Genomic DNA, 17382 nt, shown 5'->3' on the forward strand with positions numbered 1-17382 from the left:
TTTATTATTGGAAGTTTTACTTATAGTGGAGCTTACATTGCCAAAACGTATGGATTCAACTATTTATATTGGGTTAATTATGACAGCCTTCGGAATCATGTCAGTTATTGGCGGGAGTTTGCCAGCATTTGTTCATTATGGCTATGAAGAAGGTTTTTACAAACAATCATTCGTCTATGAAGAGAATTCCATCATTGACAGTTGCGGTTGCAAACACAACGCAGGCTCTTCGAAAGAGGTTTTTATACAGTAGTGACACGATGATTAAGATATGTTAATCTGAACTTGATAGAGATAGCTTCTCTTTATTTGAGTAAGTCTAAGGTTGTTTTCTAAAAATTTAGTTAGGAGCCAGAGTAATGTTTAAAAAGATATTGGTAGCAACTGATGCATCAGAGTATTCACGTCGGGCGTTGAAGACTGCATTGGAACTTGCTGGGATTTTTGGTGGAGAAGTCGAGCTTTTGAATGTTATGTATATTAGGGAGGCCTACTGGGGTTATAATGTAGCATACAGCATTTTAGTTCCGCCGGAACAAATTGAAGAGGCAGGAGAGCTCGCCTTAAAAGCAACACTTGAAGGAATCGATGTAGGGAATGTCCCCTTGAAGAAAAAGGTAGTTCAAGGATACCCATCGACGATGATCTTAGAAGAAGTTGAGAGAGAAGCCCTGGATTTAGTAGTCATGGGGAGCCATGGTTACGGTCCAGTTGCCGGTTCTGTCTTAGGTAGTGTGAGTCAACGTGTCCTCCAAAAAGCAGAAGTCCCTGTCCTTATTGTGAAATGATGTGTAAAAGTGATTGAATGTAAAAAGCTGTTGACGAATTGCCAAAAAATCGTCAACAGCTTTTTACTTATATTTAATTTGTGCAAAGTTCAAGTGTGTTATGACGCAAAATTTAACTTCTCAGTACTAAAAATTAAAAACTGTACTTAATTCTATGATAAGATCGGGAAAAATCGATACTTTCACATTATCAGCATCCGTAAACAATTCAGGCCTTTCATATCGGTTGTTGTCCTGTAAAGTGAATACACTTACGATCTTCGTGTCTGGCGCAACTATCCAATATTCCTTTTAATTATAAATAGAGGAAAGAGGAGCACCAATCAGAGGATAGAAACCGCATTAAGGTTGACCGTTTCAATCTTACCAATGCACCGATGGAACGCCTTCACGGAGGCTTGGCGCCAGCTAAGTTTTCTTTATCAGCGGATATTATCTCAAAAATAGCATTGAAAAAGCAAAAAATAAATGTATAATATTATAAATACATTATATTAATAATATATTGTGTTCGTTTTTGAGCGTAACAATTAGTGCGCTGCTCGTAAAAACAGCTTTAAAACAAGCATTCAATAAAGAATTGAGGAGGAGCGATTATGAATATTGGAATTTTCCCTTGTCAAGGCCGTTGTAACGTCAGTATGATGACGAAAACGGTTGCTCAATTTTTCGTTGATGACGAAATAATACGCGTACTACCTAATTTAAGTTTACTTCTTGACAATGAAAGTGGTGTTAACGAAAAGTATATTGCCTTAAATGGTTGCCCAGCAACATGCGCTTCCAAGGAATTCGAGTCTGTTAAAATCAAACCACATGAAGAAATCATCATGACCAAGGATTTTGATCCGAAAAATAATGAAAAATATGAAGAGTTATTAAATATAGATGAAGAGGTATACTTAGTGCAAGAAGTGATCGATAGATTATTGGGTAGTAGTGACGAGGCATAGCCCAATTGCTAAGAGCCTTTTTGAAGAGGGAAAAGAAGGACTACCAGATAATATGGAGCGAACTGAATAATATAAAGTATTGCTTCTCTCAATGTAGATCGGGGGGCTTTTTATTATATTATAGAGAACTAATATAAATTATTCAGAGTAGTGCTACTTATTATTTAAGAAGGAGCGTGCGAAAATGTTTACGACTCTGATGTACATTGTGGCTTTCGGCTTTCTTATCCTTTCCTTTATAAAGGATAAGAAAAAGACTTTCCAAGCCTTGAAGAAGGCCTGGAAGTCGTTTGAAAATATTCTGCCTCAGTTCCTGTCTATTTTAATAATTATCGGAATCATGCTGGCAGTACTGAGTCCCGCGGTGATTTCTGGATTAATCGGCGAGAAATCCGGGTGGTTGGGAATGTTAATGGCTTCTCTGGTCGGTTCAGTTACTTTAATACCTGGATTTGTAGCCTTTCCGTTAGCTTCGGCTTTGTTGAAAAGCGGCGCTGGTTTTATGCAAATCGCCGTATTTATCTCAACTTTAATGATGGTTGGAATCGTGACAATCCCTCTAGAGATAAAGTATTTCGGTAAAAAGGCTGCATTACTCAGGAATAGCTTAGCATTCGTATTTTCGTTTATGGTAGCAATAGCAATTGGGGTGGTGTTGAGATGAAAATGTTGATTAAACGATACAAGTATTTCTTCGTACTACTCATCATTAATATCGTAGTTTATGGTTTGTATCCATCAGTCGGTCGAAAGTCAATTGACATCACTTGGAGCAATACTATGGAAATGCTCTCGGTTATACCACCGATATTTATTTTATTGGGGCTCTTGGATGTATGGGTACAACGAGAAACAATGATCAAATTGATGGGCGAGAAATCCGGAATCATTGGAATTTTAATAGCATTTTTCTTAGGTTCGGCTGCTGCGGGACCGTTATATGCAGCTTTCCCCGTAGCGGGAGTGCTCCTGCACAAAGGGAGTAAGTTTTCTAATGTCCTAATTTTTATTGGTGCCTGGTCAACCACCAAAATACCCATGCTTCTATTTGAGGCTTCTTCGATGGGGTGGAAGTTCATGATTACTAGGTTTCTTATCAATATACCTGGGATTATTTTGATTGCTTTTATCACGGAAAGGTTATTAAACGAAAAAGAAAAACAGTATATCTATGATAATATTGTTAGTTGAAATGAATGCCACCCATGCCTTGAATCAGGCGTTATTCGGACTTTTACAGCCAGGGGATCATGTTATCACATCTTCGCTTGAGCATAATGCGGTGGCCCGGTGAAGTAGACTCTACAAAAGTCAGCTTTATTTTAGAACAGGAGGCAGGAGTAATCGTCCGGGTCGGGTTACATTGTGCTGCCCATGCGCACAGGATGTTAGGAACCTCAGACTAGGGGGTCGTTCGGTTAGCCCGTCCCATTTTACGAACGAGGAAAAAATTGAAATCGCTTTGCAAGCGGTAAGAAGGGTCGCCAAGGGGTCGGAATAACGAGTTGATACGGACACTAGATTATCTCAATGTGTTTTTCATTCGCCTATAATTATTGTATTTAAGGCCTAAAATATATTATAATATTATTAATTGGTTACTTCATGGGCAGATTATAATTAATAATAAGATTTGAGGTTTTTTTGTGGAAGAGCAGATCGTATCCATGAAGAGTGATTTTTTTAAGGCCTTAGCACACCCTACCCGGGTGCGTATCATCGAAAGACTGGCGAAGAACGGCGAAGAAGTGTGTGTTTGTGAGCTAATCGAGGATTTGGGAGTTGAACAGTCGAATTTATCCCAACACTTAAGTATCTTGCGTAAACAACAAATCATTACATCGACTAAAGTGGGCTTAAAAGTCATGTGCCGTGTCAAATATCCTGAAGTATTAACCATTCTTGAAGAGGTCCATAAGATTCTTGCCCAACATTTTCAAGAAGGGGAAGCTTTGATGAGGCATCTTGTCGACCACTAGGAGGATAAAAATGTAATTTTTATGCAATGATTTTAAAAACAAAGAAAAGGGGTAAGGATTGTTGGATATTAAAATCTTAGGTTCTGGGTGTTCAAACTGTGCGAAGTTAGAAAAAGTAACCAAGGAAGGCATATCTCAGCTCGGGATTGAAGCCCAAGTTGAAAAGATCGAAGACATGCAAAAAATTATGTCTTATGGGGTTATGAGTACACCGGCTCTCGTGATTAACGGGGTGGTTAAGTTGGTTGGGAAAGTGCCGAATAAAGCGCGCCTGATTGAAATCTTAGAAAAAGAAATGAATGCTTAATAAAATCTCGCCATACTATAGTTTGGTGTAGCGGGATTTCTAAGCTAACAAGATGACTTCTACTGTTTAGTAGAGGTCATTTGCTTTTTGTTGTGGCAAGTTGTTAACAATAAAATTTTGAGGAGTATTCTTTATCCTAATACATAAGATAAGTGGACATGCCCCCAATAACGGCCGCAAAGAAATTGATGCCTATTTGAGTTAAGAGAGTCTAGCCGATACCTTCATGGTGTAGTCGGCTTTTTATTATGTAATACTTGCAGGTTTGTTATTATTTGATGGGCGCTTTATTTTCTAGAATAAGTGCAGAAGTATTGTAATTAATATATGAGAATATTATGATTAATTAAATAATTACTTTGCTATGATAAGTGCCCAAGAGCTTTTAGGAGTAAAGAAGGAGGAAAGGTTATGATCGGGATGGCAACTATGACTAAATCAGTAAAAGGTGAAGAGCCTGTATGGTTTGACTGTGTGGTCTAAAGGGACTCCGGTTGAACGAATGAAAGGGGTAGCGTTATGATATATTTGGATAATGCAGCAACAACTTGGCCAAAGCCTCAACAAGTTGTAGCTGCCATCGAGGAGGCCCTTGTGCACAAGGGCGGGAATGCCGGCCGGGGAGGGAATGGCGCAGCGATGCAGATGGCTAGACTCATTTATCAGACGAGGGAAGACTTGTGTGTCCTATTTGGCACGAATAATCCGACCCGAGTTGTCTTTACCCAGAATGCCACCCATGCCTTGAATCAGGCGTTATTCGGACTTTTACAGCCAGGAGATCATGTTATCACATCTTCGCTTGAGCATAATGCGGTGGCCCGACCGCTTTGGGTCTTGAAACAGCGGGAGGTTGAGGTTAGCGAAATTCCTGGGGTATCCGGGGAAGAGTTCGATTTTAAAGCCTACAACAAAGCTTTTCGGCCCAACACCAAGTTAGTGGTGACCTTGCATGCCTCAAATGTAACGGGCACCTTGTTGCCAGTTAAAGAAATAGGTCAAATAGCCCATGAGCATGGTGCTTACTATCTGCTGGATGCCGCGCAAACGGCAGGGGTTTTCCCTATCGATTTAGGATGTCTTTCTGTGGATTTGCTCGCTTTTCCGGGACATAAAGGTCTATTAGGACCTCAAGGAACGGGAGGACTCATCATCAAGTCGGCGATCCCCTTGGAGCCGTTGATCTACGGTGGTACGGGGAGTCTCTCTGAAGAGGATCGACAGCCGGATTTTCTGCCGGATGCTTTGGAAAGTGGCACTTTGAACGGCGCAGGCATTGCGGGGCTGGGGGCGGGAGTGCGATATATCCTTGGTGAAGGAGTGGATAAGATACGAGTTAGAGAACAGGCACTATGCCGGAAATTATGGGAGGGGCTCAGAGAAATCCCCGGAGTTAAGCTTTATGGAAGTGAAATGGTGGAACGTCGTTCGCCCATTGTGGCATTTAACTTAGGTGACATGGATTCAATAGAAGTCGGTTTTATTTTAGAACAGAAGGCAGGAGTAATTGCTCGGGCAGGATTACACTGTGCTCCCCATGCCCATAGGATGCTAGGAACTTTAGAACAGGGAGTCGTTCGGTTTAGCCCTTCGCATTTCACGAGTGAGGAAGAGATTGAAACGGCTCTGCATGTGGTAAGAAGGGTCGCAGAGGAGATGGGCTAACTGGTCACCTGTCGAGGACGTAGGTTCTATGAGATGCAACAGGGACACCTGTACTGAAAGTACATCCCCTTTAACTACATCCGTAGTCATGATTTATATCATCTTCGTTTTTCGCTCTTTAAATTGTTCTTCTACCAAAAACAAGTGTTGCACAGGAGGAAGGGGTTCATTTGTTAATGTTTTTTACCTTATAGCCAAAGAGATGGGTTTTACACTTTGTGGATTAGAAATTGACTTGGAAGTGTTGAGATGGATTTTGACATTAACGTAGCAGTCAACAAGGGCATTTGTACTGAAAGGTACAGATACCCTTGTTGCGTTAATGACATCTTGTTCTTATATAAGGAAGAGCAAGGTGTTGGCAAGCTAGAATAAAATAGGCAAAAAATAGTAGTGCAATAATAATAAAACAGTAGTATTATATTAGTATATAATAATTATATAATTAAATAAGGGGGTGTGAATGTTCTCATAACTTAAGTCAATTTATAGAGGGGTGGATTGGGATGACCTTAACAATGACAATAGTTGCTGCAATAATTGTGTTTATTTTGACAACTCTATTGGCTATGGTGGGTATTGGTGCGGCATTTATTATTATTCCGGCCTATATATGGTTGGGAGTGGCTCTACCCGAAGCTACGGCTATTGCATTATTACTTAATGGTATAAGTATGACCTTTGCGGCTGCAACGAATGCTAAACATAAACTTATTGACTTTAAGATTGCAGTTCCAATCACCATAGTTGCAGCATTATTAACTCCCTTTGGAGCCTATGCTACTCAATTTATTTCTAAAGATAGCTTATTGTGGTTTTTCACTGCGTTTTTAATTTTTGCTGCCAGCATGATGATCTTTTATAAAACTAAGCAAAAAGATCGTATCCCGAATATACGTAGAGATATTACATTAGGAAGTATTGTTGGAGCTTTTGCAGGATTTTTAAGCGGATTACTGGGAATCGGAGGAGGCAATTTCATATTGCCAACTTTAGTGGGTTCTGGTATGGAGCCTAAAAAAGCTTCGGGGACAACTTCTTTTGTAGTGGCAATCCCTTCTCTTGTGGGTTTTTTCGCGAAATTAAAAGTAGCCAATGGTCAATTGAATTGGACGTTGTTAGGATTTTCAGTTATCGCCTCGATCCTTGGAGCTCTTTTAGGATCAAGCTTAATGAATGCAAAAATGAAAAGCAGCCAACTTAAAGTGGTTATCGGGATTGTTTTATATGTCGTTGCAGTCAAAATAATTTTAGGTTTAATCTAGCCTATTTTAGGGCAATGGTTGTGTTTTTCAGCCTATATTATTGAAAGATATTTTATTGGGTCAGAGCTCAATAAATATAAAAAATACAAGGAGGTAATATTTACTATGATTAATCCAAGAGATTATTTCGACGTAGGGATCCAATTTCACGGACACAAGTGCCCGGCCATGCCGTTAGGCCTCAGGGCTGGAGCAGCGGCTATGAACGCCCTTGGTGTAGAACGTTCCCAAGATAAGGAATTAGTGATGGTAGTGGAGACTGGCGACGATCATGCCGCAGGCTGTTTTGTTGATGGCTTGATGACTGTTACTGGTTGCACGTATGGCAAAAGCAATATTAAGAAAACCTATATGGGTAAAATGGCCTTTACCTTAATTGATACTAAACAGCAAAAAGCCGTGCGCGTTCAGTTAAAGGCGGAATTTTTTGGAAAGATGTTACAGTCACCCTTTGTACTGCAACGCAAACAAGGTGTACTGCCACAGGACATAACCGCCAATATCACTGATCCGCTAGTAGAAGGGGTTATGAACCGGGCCGAAGAAGAATTTCTGGCTATCAGTCCAGTGTTCAATTATCATTTCGAAAAGGCAAAAGGAACATTTGATACTGACTTATGCGCGGTGTGTGGTGAACGGGTATTCGTGCATAAATTACAAAATGTCAATAACGAAAAAGTCTGTATTCCCTGTGCGGAAAAACAAAATAAGTAGACGGAATCATCCATAGCAAGATCTATCATGCATTCTGAAGTTTTGTTGAGGCGGGAGTTATGTGTCTGTGATTTGACAGAAGTATTGGAAATCAGCCAGCCGGGGGTGTCTCAACACATGAGGCGCCTTCGTCAAACTGGATTTGTGAATGAGCGTCGGGGCGGGCAATGGATTTATTATTCACTTAATTTGGAAAATCCACTGATTAACTTGCTTTCTCCTACTTTTCCAAAGGTTAAAGAGGATGAGGAAAAGCTAGCGCGTGCTAAAGGATGCCCAACCTAAATTAGGTTAAGACTCAATAATTAGGTTGAAACAATAGGGAGAATTTGCTGTGAGAGTTGCGATAATATCCGATATATATCTACCAATTTAAGGAGGTAAAGCCATCTTCAGTAGCTTCATATGCACCCATAATCACTACACTGGCATCTAATAAATCTTCAATAATGTCTTTGCGTTGTAGTGGAAAGCATAGGGCATTATTACACCCGGAACGCATCGCTTTTGGAGTCGGGATTAGAGCATAGGGACAATCAAGTTTTTTAAGGACTTTCTCCGCAGCCATAGCCTGGGTTAAAGAATCAAAGGTAATTAGAGCACGGTACTGTATCAGTTCACGATAGAGCATTTGCATTGACTCCTATTCCTTAAGATATAGAAGAGTGAAAGTAAGAGAATCCTTTCTCTTATTTTTGCTGTGCTGTTGCAATAATAAAACTCTTTTTGATTATGGATATAGCGACAATTAATATTAGTAGGCCAATACCATAGAGAATGAACAGTGTAGTAAAGCGACTGTTTCCTACAATCCTACTTCCGAAAGCAGTGCCTAATCCCCCGCCCCCCATGAAACAGAAGGCAACAAGTGACATAGCGACGCCCCTTGCTTTGGCCGCAAATTCGGTAGCAATCGTTAAGAAGGTTGAATGGGCGAGCATGAGGCCTAACCCAAAAAGACCTATGCCGAAAATTAGAGTTTCAAGAATGTTGCCTAGGGTTATGATTATTATCATGGCTAATAACACAAAAGTAAGTCCAAGTAGAATTGTCTTTTTGCGTCCTACTTTAGCAGAGATTTTCCCAGAAATACGTCCACCAATAATAGACATAACTCCAAAAATTGACATAATCAGTCCGATTAGGAAGTTATTAAAGTCATAGATATTTTGTATGTATCCACTAAGGAATGAAAATGAGCCTAAAAGAAAAAAACCTTCAAATAATACAAGTAGATAAATTTTTAGACTTGAAGGATTACTTAAAAGGTTTAAATAGGGGGCAAATACTTTGCCCTCTTTGTTTTTGCTTGAAGGTATGTTTCTTCCTACGGTTAGCAATAGAATGGTTGCCACTACCGATAATATGGCATAAATCATAAAAACACCACGCCAATTGAAAAAGAAGGCAATAGAACCACCGATGGCCATGCTTAAACCTTGTCCTAAAAAAGATATACCTAGGAAGGTCCCAATGGCTGTTTGCCGTTCATTTAAAGGGAATATATCGCCAATCAACGCCAACGATATCGGCATTACTGAAGCTGCAAATACGCCTGTCAAGGCCCTGTAGATAGTAAGGTCGGTTAGACCAGTGCCGAGTGCACATAAACCTGTCGCAATAGTAAAGAAAACCATTGAGAAGCTTATAACTTGTCTTTTACCGAACTTGTCGGCAAGGTAGCCAAAAATAAGTTGAAACAATCCAAACGGAATCATATAGGCTGAAATTATTAATGAAGTACTTGCAAGGTTTACTCCAATATCCTTTGATATAGAAGGTAGGATAGGAGAAACAACCCAATTATCTGCCATGACTACAAATCCAGCCAGGCCAAGGATTAAGAGGATACTTCTTTTATTCATACTATCCCTCCAAAATAATTAATTACATGACCTTATTAGAATGATTTGGTGCTTATTAAAGAATATTTTATTTCCTCCTTTGCGTATATTTAGTATAATTTGATTAAATATAATAATTTTATTATATTATAAAAATAGAGTAAATTGAACTGCTTTATGGAAAATTTTAAAAGTACTTGCACCTCTTTAGGATTTTCTGCAGTGTCGCAGTAGGTCCGTCTGCAAAGGGGATTGGGGGCCTACTAAAGTGGAGTTTTCCCTAAAAATTGATCCAAATTTTTGTACAGCAGCGCTGAACCTTATAAATGCAAAATAGCCACCAAGAATCCACTGAGCGTAAATAATGCAGTCGCTATTTTTGATTTTAAAAATGTTAATAAGAGATTAGTTGAATTTAAATTAAAAAATATATTATAATAGAGATATTATAATATTATCGATGGGTTCTTTATGGGCAAGCTGATAATTAAAAATAGATTAGAGGGGTTTATGTGGAAGAACAGATTATATCTATGAAAAGTGATTTCTTTAAGGCCTTAGCGCACCCTACACGGGTACGTATTCTTGAACGATTAGCAAAAAATGAAGAGGAAGTATGTGTTTGTGAGTTTATAGAAGAATTTGGGATTGAACAATCGAATTTATCTCAACACTTGAGCATTTTGCGCAAACAGCATCTTATTGAATCAACTAAAGTTGGCTTGAAAGTATTGTATCGTATTAAATATCCAGAAGTATTGATAATCCTAGAGAAGGTTCAAGAAATTCTTGCACAGCAATTTAGAGAAGGGGAAGCTTTGATGAGGCATCTTACCGAGCGTTAGGAAGATTGGAAAAAAGAGCTAAATATTTAAAAATTCCTGCTCTACTGTAAGTTCAGTGTGGCGGGAAATTTTTTTTATACTAGTGAAACCATAATTCACGCCTTATACAAATACCATTTGCATGTGCTCAACTCATATTTAAGTTCGAACAGCTTTAAAAGCCCAGCTACTTCACTTTGACAACGAAAAATAAACATGCGATTTCCGGCGAGTTTCTCTTCAGAACGTGTTACGACTCGGTCGACTTTGACCACTACGTTGGAAGCATTATCAGAAGTCAGCCTATATCGTATAGGATGAGGGATTCCCTCAAGGGTAAACCAAGCAACCATTTCGATCGGTTGCATTAAAATTCGCATACTACTACCCACCTTAATTCTAAGAATGCTGAAATGACATCATGAGGTAGTCTTTATCTTGGATTACACCGCCGGTTAGGGTGTTGGGTACAGTTCATACTGACAAGAATACTTTATCAGAACTAGCGTTCTGTGTAAAGGGTATATATGTTTTGGGATTCGAATGTACATTTATCTTAAGTGAATTGGGATATTTTCCTGTAATAAAATAGAGTATGGCCTCTAATACTAAGTTTGTTAGAAGGCAAATTTATAAGGAGGGGTTCCAATGACAGTTCAATCAGATTTACAAAAAGCAGTGGCTGCTGCCCAATCTGCTCTCGGTACTTATTCCACGTTTTCCCTTTCAACTCAAGACCAATCGGCCAAGGCAATGTTCGAGGAACTATCTAAAGATGCGCAGCGTCATGTCACGATGCTCAACAACCGTCTTGCTTATATTGAACAAAGTAATCCAATGAATCAACAAACCACTTAAACTGAGAAAGTAGTAAGGCGGAGATAGTTAAGACAACTATATGGCACGATAAAAGAGTTCTGTCAGCGTTCGTAATAACGCCAACAGAACTCTTTCGTTTTATGAAACTGGGGATCAAAAAATTTGAAGATAACGTGATGATAAGTGTGAGATTAAACCGCTCCAGGAATTACTGCGGGGACATAGACGCGTTGGGCGAGCTCACTATCGATCATAAAGAGTCCTGCCCCGTCTCCATTTATAAGTTTAAGCTTATTCAGCACGCGACCCATGTTTTCCTCTTCTTCTACTTGTTCTGTGATATACCATTGAAGAAAAATTTCAGTCGTATGGTCTTTGATTTCGCGTGAGATATTCATGAGCTCATAGATAGAATTGGTAACGAATTGCTCATGTTTTAAAGCGAGTTCAAATACTTCTTGAGGACTGGAAAACTCATTCTGAGGTTCTTTGATCTCAGCTAAGGTTACCTTACCGCCTATCTTGTTCAAATAATTAAAAAATCCTAGGGCATGATCGCGTTCTTCCTGAACCTGAACTCGAAAGTAATTGGCAAATCCGTCCAGATTCATAGATGAAAAATAAGTCTGCATAGCAAGATAAAAATAGGCTGAGAAAAATTCTTTATTCACTTGATCATTAATAGCTTTAATCATTTGTTCATTTTGCAATGTATTTCCACCTACCTCTTTTTTTATAATTAACCTTTAAACGTTTAAATATGTATTCTACATTATTCCACAAAGCTCCTGCAAATAATAACATCTTTATAAAAATAATTAAAATACTTATCAAATAGATAAAAGTTAAGTTTATAACATAAAGTGTAATCACTATGCATTTAGATTAAATAATCCGAAGTATCTTTCGAGAAGTATCTTCCGATGAACAGAATACCCCATTTTATCATGAAATGAATGATCACCACTAACATAAAGACTGTTGATAGGTTTATTGTAACCTGTCAACAGCCTTTTTTCTTTATACGAGTCACTCAAAGTATTGCGATCGGATCTTAAAACATCTTGGTTGAGAGTTTTGTTCAGCGTAAAAGCGTTTTTAAAAAGGAAGCCCTATTCGTCGGATAAGTGCAAATCCTGCTCGCTTAGCGAGAGGAATAAATACTTTACGCAGAAGAGGAGTCCCAACACGTTGGGCTAAGGGAATTCCTACTTTGCGGGCTAAGGGAGGGCCGACGTGCTGGGCTAGGGGAATTCCCACTTTGCGGGCCAGGGGAGGACCAAATTGTCTCATGATTGAAGGGCCGTATTGTTTCAGAAGGATTCCTGCTTGCTGTTGCCAGAGATTAGAAGATGCAGAAACAGAAGATGGGGGATGTTTTTCCAATAGAGGAACTTGCTTTTGAATGGAAGAAGTGGGTTGGGTTATTGGTATAACGGTCGGTTGGGTCGCTGGTGTATATTGAATTTGTTGTGCAACGGGTGATTGTCCAGGACTTTGAACGTTGTTAGTTCCCTGTCGATGAATAGGGGAGAACCTGTTCTGGCGATTTGGGAAATAACCCTGTTGCCCCATCAACGATGTCATGGGTAGGCCCCCTTTATTTTAAATGTGAGAATCATTTGGTTTAGGATTCTTATGCTAACACGGTATGCATTGAATTCCATAATGTTCCATAATTTAAGAACTAACTATGACTCTCGGATTAGAAATCAATTTCTATAAATTATTTTTAATAAAAATAAAAAATTGAATTATTTGGGACGCCAAGGTAATTTGTGGAATATATTGGAATTATGGAGGTGTTTTGAATGGCTCTGAATTTTCTCAGGAATCAAGGAAATGTTCCCACCCAAGGTCAAAACCAAGCTGTTCCGAACGGTCTAAACCGTTTCATGCAAAAGAAGGGAATTAATTCTCAGGCCGATTTTGAGCAAAGAATCCAACAAAATCCTATTGGTTTTCTAAGAAAACGAGGATAACTCTTAAGGAACAAGAAAGCTGTTGAACGAAGTTCAACAGCTTTCATCCATTGGCTGGCCTTTTGTTTCTTCGCCAAGAATAATGACATTTAACGCGACGAGAAGTAATACTCCTGCAAACATGAGGAAAATAGATTGAGAGGATAAATGGTAAGACCCTAGCATTAAGCCGACGACAGCTGGGGCAATAATTCCACCTATTCGTCCAAACCCAGCGGCCCAGCCGGAACCAGTTGCCCGGGCATGTGTCGGATAAAGCTCAGGAGTGTAGGTATAGACAATTCCCCATGCTCCAAGGTTAAAGAAGGACATCAATGATCCCATCAGCAGAATGGTTTGAACATCTGTGGTTTGACCAAAGAAATAAGCTGAAATTCCCGTGCCAATAAGATAGGCAGTTAACGTTGGTTTACGACCGATCTTGTCTACAAAATACGCAGCACTGAAATATCCAGGTATTTGAGCCAGCGTCATCGTCATGACGTATTGGAAACTCTTGGTTAGAGAGAATCCCTTCAGGGCGAGTAGAGAAGGAAGCCAAGTGAAGATTCCGTAATATGAGTAGACCACGCCGAACCAGAGAATCCAGAGAAAGATTGTACGTCTTATAAATCTGTTAGAAAAGAGTTCTTTAACCGCCATTCCAGGCGGATTCGGAGAAATAGACTTTGTAATGAGTTCAGTTGTAGTCCGACGTACTCCGGCTTCTGCTTCGATAAGTTTCACAATGGCCTCTGCTTGAGTGAAGTCACCCTTGGACGCTAAATATCGAGGCGATTCGGGAATAGAACGCCAAAGATAAAAAATATAGAGAGCTGGTAAGGCACCGATATAGAATGCGGCCTGCCAACCAAAGCGAGGAATGATTATGTAAGAGATTAGAGCAGCTAGTAACCAACCTATCGCCCAGAAACTTTCAAGTAGAACAAGAAATTTACCACGGTGTTTAGCGGGAGAGAACTCGCTCATTAATGTTACGGCAACAGGGAGTTGGCCGCCTAAGCCGAATCCAACCAAAAAACGAAAGATCAAGAGTGATTCATAGTTCCAGGACAGCCCGCATAATCCGGTCGCGAAGCTATAAAGGACGAGCGTAGAAGCAAAAACCTTTTTGCGGCCAAAAAGATCAGCCATCGTCCCTGAAAGAATAGCTCCGATTGCCATACCGACAAGTCCAATACTGCCGATTGTGCCGACTTGCTCCGGACTGAGCTTCCAGGCCTTCATTAACACGGGGAGAACAAAGGAAATAATGCCAGTGTCCATAGAGTCAAACATCCAACCTAAACCAGCTGTGATCAGTAGGAGATAATGAAACCTGGATACGGGTAATGTTTCCAGGCGTTCGGTTAAGGTCATTTTATCCGTCCTTTCTACAAGTATAATCATGATCTGTTTTATCTACTACTCTAACTTGTCTCTGTCGTATAATACCTATTCGTGTACTAATTGTAAATACCTTTAGGTCATAGAGGGCGAAACCCAAAATATTTAAAGTTTTGTGATGTTTTTAACAGTCAAAAGTATAGCCAATAACCGCCTGAAGTTTCACATTGTTGTTTGAATAGCTACAACTAAATGGTTTGAAAGGAGTTCGTACGGATGTAGAACGACAGAATCGATTATGGTTTTAAGCATCAGGAAGATAGCTAAAGGGAAATTTGACTAAGTTAATAATCAAAAGTAAACGGAGTTTACAAGAAAGAGAAAGGGGTTCCGGCGGAACCCCTTTCTCTTCGTCCTTGAGAAAAACCAAGTGCGTTTAAATTCCTATTCAGCAAGAGCAATTGCTTCAATTTCAAGAATGGCGTCCTTAGGCAAACGAGCGACTTGTACAGCAGAACGGGCTGGTGGATTAGTTGGAAAATAGGTGGCGTATACGGCGTTCATTGCAGCAAAGTCATTCATGTCTCTTAGAAAAACCACAGTCTTAACAATTTTATCCATAGAGGTGCCTGCAGATTCTAAAATCGCTTTGACATTATCTAAGGATTGTTTGGTTGCGCCTTCAATATCAGCAACCAATTCACCACTTTGTGGATTCAGAGGGAGCTGTCCAGATGTGAAAATTAGATTTCCAATCTTAACCCCTTGAGAATAAGGGCCAATGGCCGCAGGCGCGTTTTGTGTATTAACGGTTTGTTTATTCATGACTATCTACCTCCTTAAAGCTTGTCATGCAATCTTCATGCCATGTTAATATAAGTATAACTGATTTTGCGTGGACAAACCAAGTAAGAAACTGGAACTCAAAGTGGGTATAAGAGTATTCTGCTCGGATTTGGCAAGTATTATTAATGTATAGGGGGTTTACAATTTTTATTGTTTATCTCATTTCTCGCCATATGAACTTAACGTATGATATAATTTATTGTCTAATTCGATATTATTTGACGTTTTTCCCCATGAACAAGGTCGATTAGAGGAGGTAGCCAATGGGATTTCTGGAACGTGTGATTCAAATTGATTTTGAAGACCGCTTAGGTTTGGGGATGGAGATTTTTGAGAGATGCGAAAAAAATAGGGTGGATAAGATTGGGATGGAAGTCATTCCAGCTCAAGGCATGTTTATTAAATTCCGTTGTACTTCAGTTGATCAAATTCAACGATTAATAAGGGATTTGGAAGCGGTTAAAGGGGTTCATTCTGTAAAACCGCGCGATCAGATGCCGTACGAAGAGAGAGAACATGAGTTAAGGACAATTTTGAACTCTGTCAGCGAGGGGATTGTGGCCGTTAATAAAACAGGAAAAATCATTCAAATTAATGAAGTGGCCTGTAATATCTTTCACTGTTCATCTGAAGAGGTGATCGGGTCAAAAGCTGAGGAACTGTTTCAAGAGAATGCTCCTATTCTAGAAACCCTTAAGACTGGGTTGCCTTATCGGCTCGAGGAAAGGGAATTTAAAAAGGGAAATAAGGCCATTCATTTTTTGACGACAGGTGTTCCGGTGCTCAATGCGAAAGGTCAGGTCATTGGAGCGGTTGCCACCATGAAAGATTTTCGTCAAGTAGAAGAGATTATTTCGAAAGTAGACCGAAAAAAACAATTAATGTCGTTTGAGGGGATTATTTATCACAGTGCGAAGATGCGCTATGTTATCGAAACCGCAAAAATGGTTGCTAAAGGAAACTCAACGGTCTTATTACGTGGAGAAAGTGGAACTGGTAAAGAACTGTTTGCGCGAGCGATTCATATGGAAAGTTTGCGGGCCCAAGCTCCTTTTATTGCGATCAATTGCGCGGCCTTACCGGATAGCTTGCTGGAAAGCGAACTCTTTGGCTATGAAGAAGGCTCGTTTACAGGGGCAACAAAAGGGGGGAAAAAGGGACTTTTTGAACAAGCAGAACATGGAACAATCTTCTTAGATGAAATTGGAGAAATTCCAACGCAGGTTCAGGTTCGGTTGCTTCGTGTTTTGCAAGAAGGTATGATTCGCCGGGTTGGAGGTGCTAAGGAACTTTCGGTAGATGTTCGAATTGTTGCTGCGACACATCGTAATTTGGAAGAAATGATCCAAAAGGGTGAATTTCGTGAAGACCTTTATTATCGCTTAAATGTTATCCCACTTCGGATCCCCGCTCTTCGAGAACGTCGTGAGGATATTCCCCTGATTGCCCAGCATCTAATTCGAAAGATATCCAGCAAGCTTGGAAAAGCAGAAATTCATTTAACAAAAGAGAGTAGTGACTTGGTGATGAACCAACCTTGGCCAGGAAATGTACGACAACTCGAAAACACCCTTGAGCGCATTATCAATGTCATGGATTCCGCTGAGATTAAACCTCAACTTTTTTATGAATGGACCGATTTAGTTTCTATTCCACACACTGCAGAGTGTGAAGAGGGGAATTTTCAAATACAGATTCCTGTAGATAAAGAATGGCCTAGCTTAAAGGAGATTGTGAGTGACGTTGAAAAACAAGTTCTCATACGGGTTCTGGAAACTCATTCATCTTCGAGAAAAGCTGGGAAGATCCTTGGAGTTTCCAATACAACAATTTTAAACAAAATGAAAAGTTACGGAATTGATTAGGAAATGATAGGAAATGATTAATTTGGCAATAAAGTGACAAGTATTTTTATCACTGATAATAATAGTTGTCACTTTTTCTTATCAATCCCAAGTAATTGGGTCTGAAATAAAGGCAAAACCTTTTAAGGTATGCATTGAGGTAATGGCATGAAAATTGCAACTATTTAGTTGTGCCTTGATTTCTAAACTATCATCAGGGAAAAGC

At 39.6% G+C, this 17382-nt stretch carries 23 protein-coding genes; 16 read left to right on the forward strand and 7 right to left on the reverse strand.

What is annotated here, in order from left to right:
* Positions 1–49: 49 nt before the first annotated feature.
* The 12 genes from DSBG_RS22880 (at position 50) to DSBG_RS05345 (ending at position 7956) form a co-directional block, all read left to right on the forward strand.
* Positions 50–253, forward strand: coding sequence for a hypothetical protein (locus DSBG_RS22880; protein ID WP_176716177.1), 204 nt, complete (start codon positions 50–52; stop codon positions 251–253).
* A 106-nt stretch (positions 254–359) separates the two neighbouring features.
* On the forward strand, positions 360–788 hold the full coding sequence (locus DSBG_RS05300; protein WP_068963152.1) for a universal stress protein: 429 nt from the start codon (positions 360–362) through the stop codon (positions 786–788).
* A gap of 596 nt (positions 789–1384) precedes the next feature.
* Positions 1385–1741, forward strand: coding sequence for a putative zinc-binding protein (locus tag DSBG_RS05305; RefSeq protein ID WP_068963153.1), 357 nt, complete (start codon positions 1385–1387; stop codon positions 1739–1741).
* Positions 1742–1925: 184 nt separating this feature from the next.
* Complete coding sequence (locus DSBG_RS05310) at positions 1926–2405, forward strand: permease (protein WP_068963154.1); 480 nt, start codon at positions 1926–1928, stop codon at positions 2403–2405.
* Positions 2402–2932, forward strand: coding sequence for a permease (locus DSBG_RS05315; RefSeq protein ID WP_068963155.1), 531 nt, complete (start codon positions 2402–2404; stop codon positions 2930–2932). The genes DSBG_RS05310 and DSBG_RS05315 overlap by 4 nt, the downstream gene beginning before the upstream one ends.
* Positions 2913–3035: a hypothetical protein gene (locus tag DSBG_RS23960; protein WP_282434194.1), complete on the forward strand. Its 123-nt coding sequence runs from the start codon at positions 2913–2915 to the stop codon at positions 3033–3035. Before DSBG_RS05315 ends, DSBG_RS23960 begins: the two co-directional genes overlap by 20 nt.
* Before the next feature lie 373 nt (positions 3036–3408).
* Positions 3409–3720: an ArsR/SmtB family transcription factor gene (locus DSBG_RS05320; RefSeq protein WP_242877410.1), complete on the forward strand. Its 312-nt coding sequence runs from the start codon at positions 3409–3411 to the stop codon at positions 3718–3720.
* Positions 3721–3781: 61 nt separating this feature from the next.
* Positions 3782–4027, forward strand: a complete 246-nt coding sequence (locus DSBG_RS05325; RefSeq protein WP_068963157.1) for a thioredoxin family protein — start codon at positions 3782–3784, stop codon at positions 4025–4027.
* 519 nt (positions 4028–4546) lie between these two features.
* Entirely contained in the window at positions 4547–5692 is a 1146-nt protein-coding gene (locus tag DSBG_RS05330; RefSeq protein WP_068963158.1) for an aminotransferase class V-fold PLP-dependent enzyme, read from the forward strand.
* A 506-nt stretch (positions 5693–6198) separates the two neighbouring features.
* A complete protein-coding gene (locus DSBG_RS05335) occupies positions 6199–6957 on the forward strand; it encodes a sulfite exporter TauE/SafE family protein (protein ID WP_083236734.1) in 759 nt (252 codons plus the stop codon).
* A gap of 105 nt (positions 6958–7062) precedes the next feature.
* Positions 7063–7671: an FmdE family protein gene (locus DSBG_RS05340; RefSeq protein ID WP_068963159.1), complete on the forward strand. Its 609-nt coding sequence runs from the start codon at positions 7063–7065 to the stop codon at positions 7669–7671.
* A 27-nt stretch (positions 7672–7698) separates the two neighbouring features.
* A complete protein-coding gene (locus DSBG_RS05345; RefSeq protein WP_242877411.1) occupies positions 7699–7956 on the forward strand; it encodes an ArsR/SmtB family transcription factor in 258 nt (85 codons plus the stop codon).
* Between the two features lie 79 nt (positions 7957–8035).
* On the opposite strand, the gene DSBG_RS05350 is transcribed toward DSBG_RS05345, so the two are convergent.
* Positions 8036–8302: a putative Se/S carrier protein gene (locus DSBG_RS05350; RefSeq protein ID WP_068963161.1), complete on the reverse strand. Its 267-nt coding sequence runs from the start codon at positions 8300–8302 to the stop codon at positions 8036–8038.
* Positions 8303–8360: 58 nt separating this feature from the next.
* Positions 8361–9536 (reverse strand): MFS transporter, encoded by a 1176-nt coding sequence (locus tag DSBG_RS05355; protein WP_068963162.1) that lies wholly within the window; start codon positions 9534–9536, stop codon positions 8361–8363.
* A gap of 491 nt (positions 9537–10027) precedes the next feature.
* On the opposite strand from DSBG_RS05355, the gene DSBG_RS05360 reads away from it, so the two are divergent.
* On the forward strand, positions 10028–10360 hold the full coding sequence (locus DSBG_RS05360) for an ArsR/SmtB family transcription factor (protein ID WP_068963163.1): 333 nt from the start codon (positions 10028–10030) through the stop codon (positions 10358–10360).
* 95 nt (positions 10361–10455) lie between these two features.
* Here the strand turns inward: DSBG_RS05360 and DSBG_RS05365 are convergent, their stop codons facing one another.
* Entirely contained in the window at positions 10456–10719 is a 264-nt protein-coding gene (locus DSBG_RS05365) for a hypothetical protein (protein ID WP_068963164.1), read from the reverse strand.
* Between the two features lie 268 nt (positions 10720–10987).
* Between DSBG_RS05365 and DSBG_RS05370 the strand changes: the two genes are divergently transcribed.
* Positions 10988–11197 (forward strand): DUF1657 domain-containing protein, encoded by a 210-nt coding sequence (locus DSBG_RS05370; RefSeq protein WP_009614919.1) that lies wholly within the window; start codon positions 10988–10990, stop codon positions 11195–11197.
* Positions 11198–11349: 152 nt separating this feature from the next.
* Here DSBG_RS05370 and DSBG_RS05375 read toward each other — a convergent pair whose 3' ends face one another.
* Entirely contained in the window at positions 11350–11868 is a 519-nt protein-coding gene (locus tag DSBG_RS05375) for a ferritin (RefSeq protein WP_068963165.1), read from the reverse strand.
* Between the two features lie 388 nt (positions 11869–12256).
* Complete coding sequence (locus tag DSBG_RS05380; protein WP_068963166.1) at positions 12257–12745, reverse strand: hypothetical protein; 489 nt, start codon at positions 12743–12745, stop codon at positions 12257–12259.
* Positions 12746–12969: 224 nt separating this feature from the next.
* Between DSBG_RS05380 and DSBG_RS22885 the strand changes: the two genes are divergently transcribed.
* A complete protein-coding gene (locus DSBG_RS22885; protein WP_176716178.1) occupies positions 12970–13140 on the forward strand; it encodes a hypothetical protein in 171 nt (56 codons plus the stop codon).
* A 33-nt stretch (positions 13141–13173) separates the two neighbouring features.
* Here the strand turns inward: DSBG_RS22885 and DSBG_RS05385 are convergent, their stop codons facing one another.
* Together DSBG_RS05385 and DSBG_RS05390 are read right to left on the reverse strand one after the other, a co-directional pair.
* Entirely contained in the window at positions 13174–14499 is a 1326-nt protein-coding gene (locus tag DSBG_RS05385) for an MFS transporter (RefSeq protein WP_068963167.1), read from the reverse strand.
* A 411-nt stretch (positions 14500–14910) separates the two neighbouring features.
* Positions 14911–15291, reverse strand: coding sequence for a RidA family protein (locus DSBG_RS05390; protein ID WP_068963168.1), 381 nt, complete (start codon positions 15289–15291; stop codon positions 14911–14913).
* A gap of 284 nt (positions 15292–15575) precedes the next feature.
* Here DSBG_RS05390 and DSBG_RS05395 point away from each other — a divergent pair, with 284 nt between their 5' ends.
* Entirely contained in the window at positions 15576–17177 is a 1602-nt protein-coding gene (locus tag DSBG_RS05395; protein ID WP_068963169.1) for a sigma 54-interacting transcriptional regulator, read from the forward strand.
* Positions 17178–17382 lie beyond the last annotated feature (205 nt).

This window comes from Desulfosporosinus cupriresistens (assembly GCF_001707885.1).
In the GTDB taxonomy this organism is placed as follows: Bacteria; Bacillota; Desulfitobacteriia; order Desulfitobacteriales; family Desulfitobacteriaceae; genus Desulfosporosinus.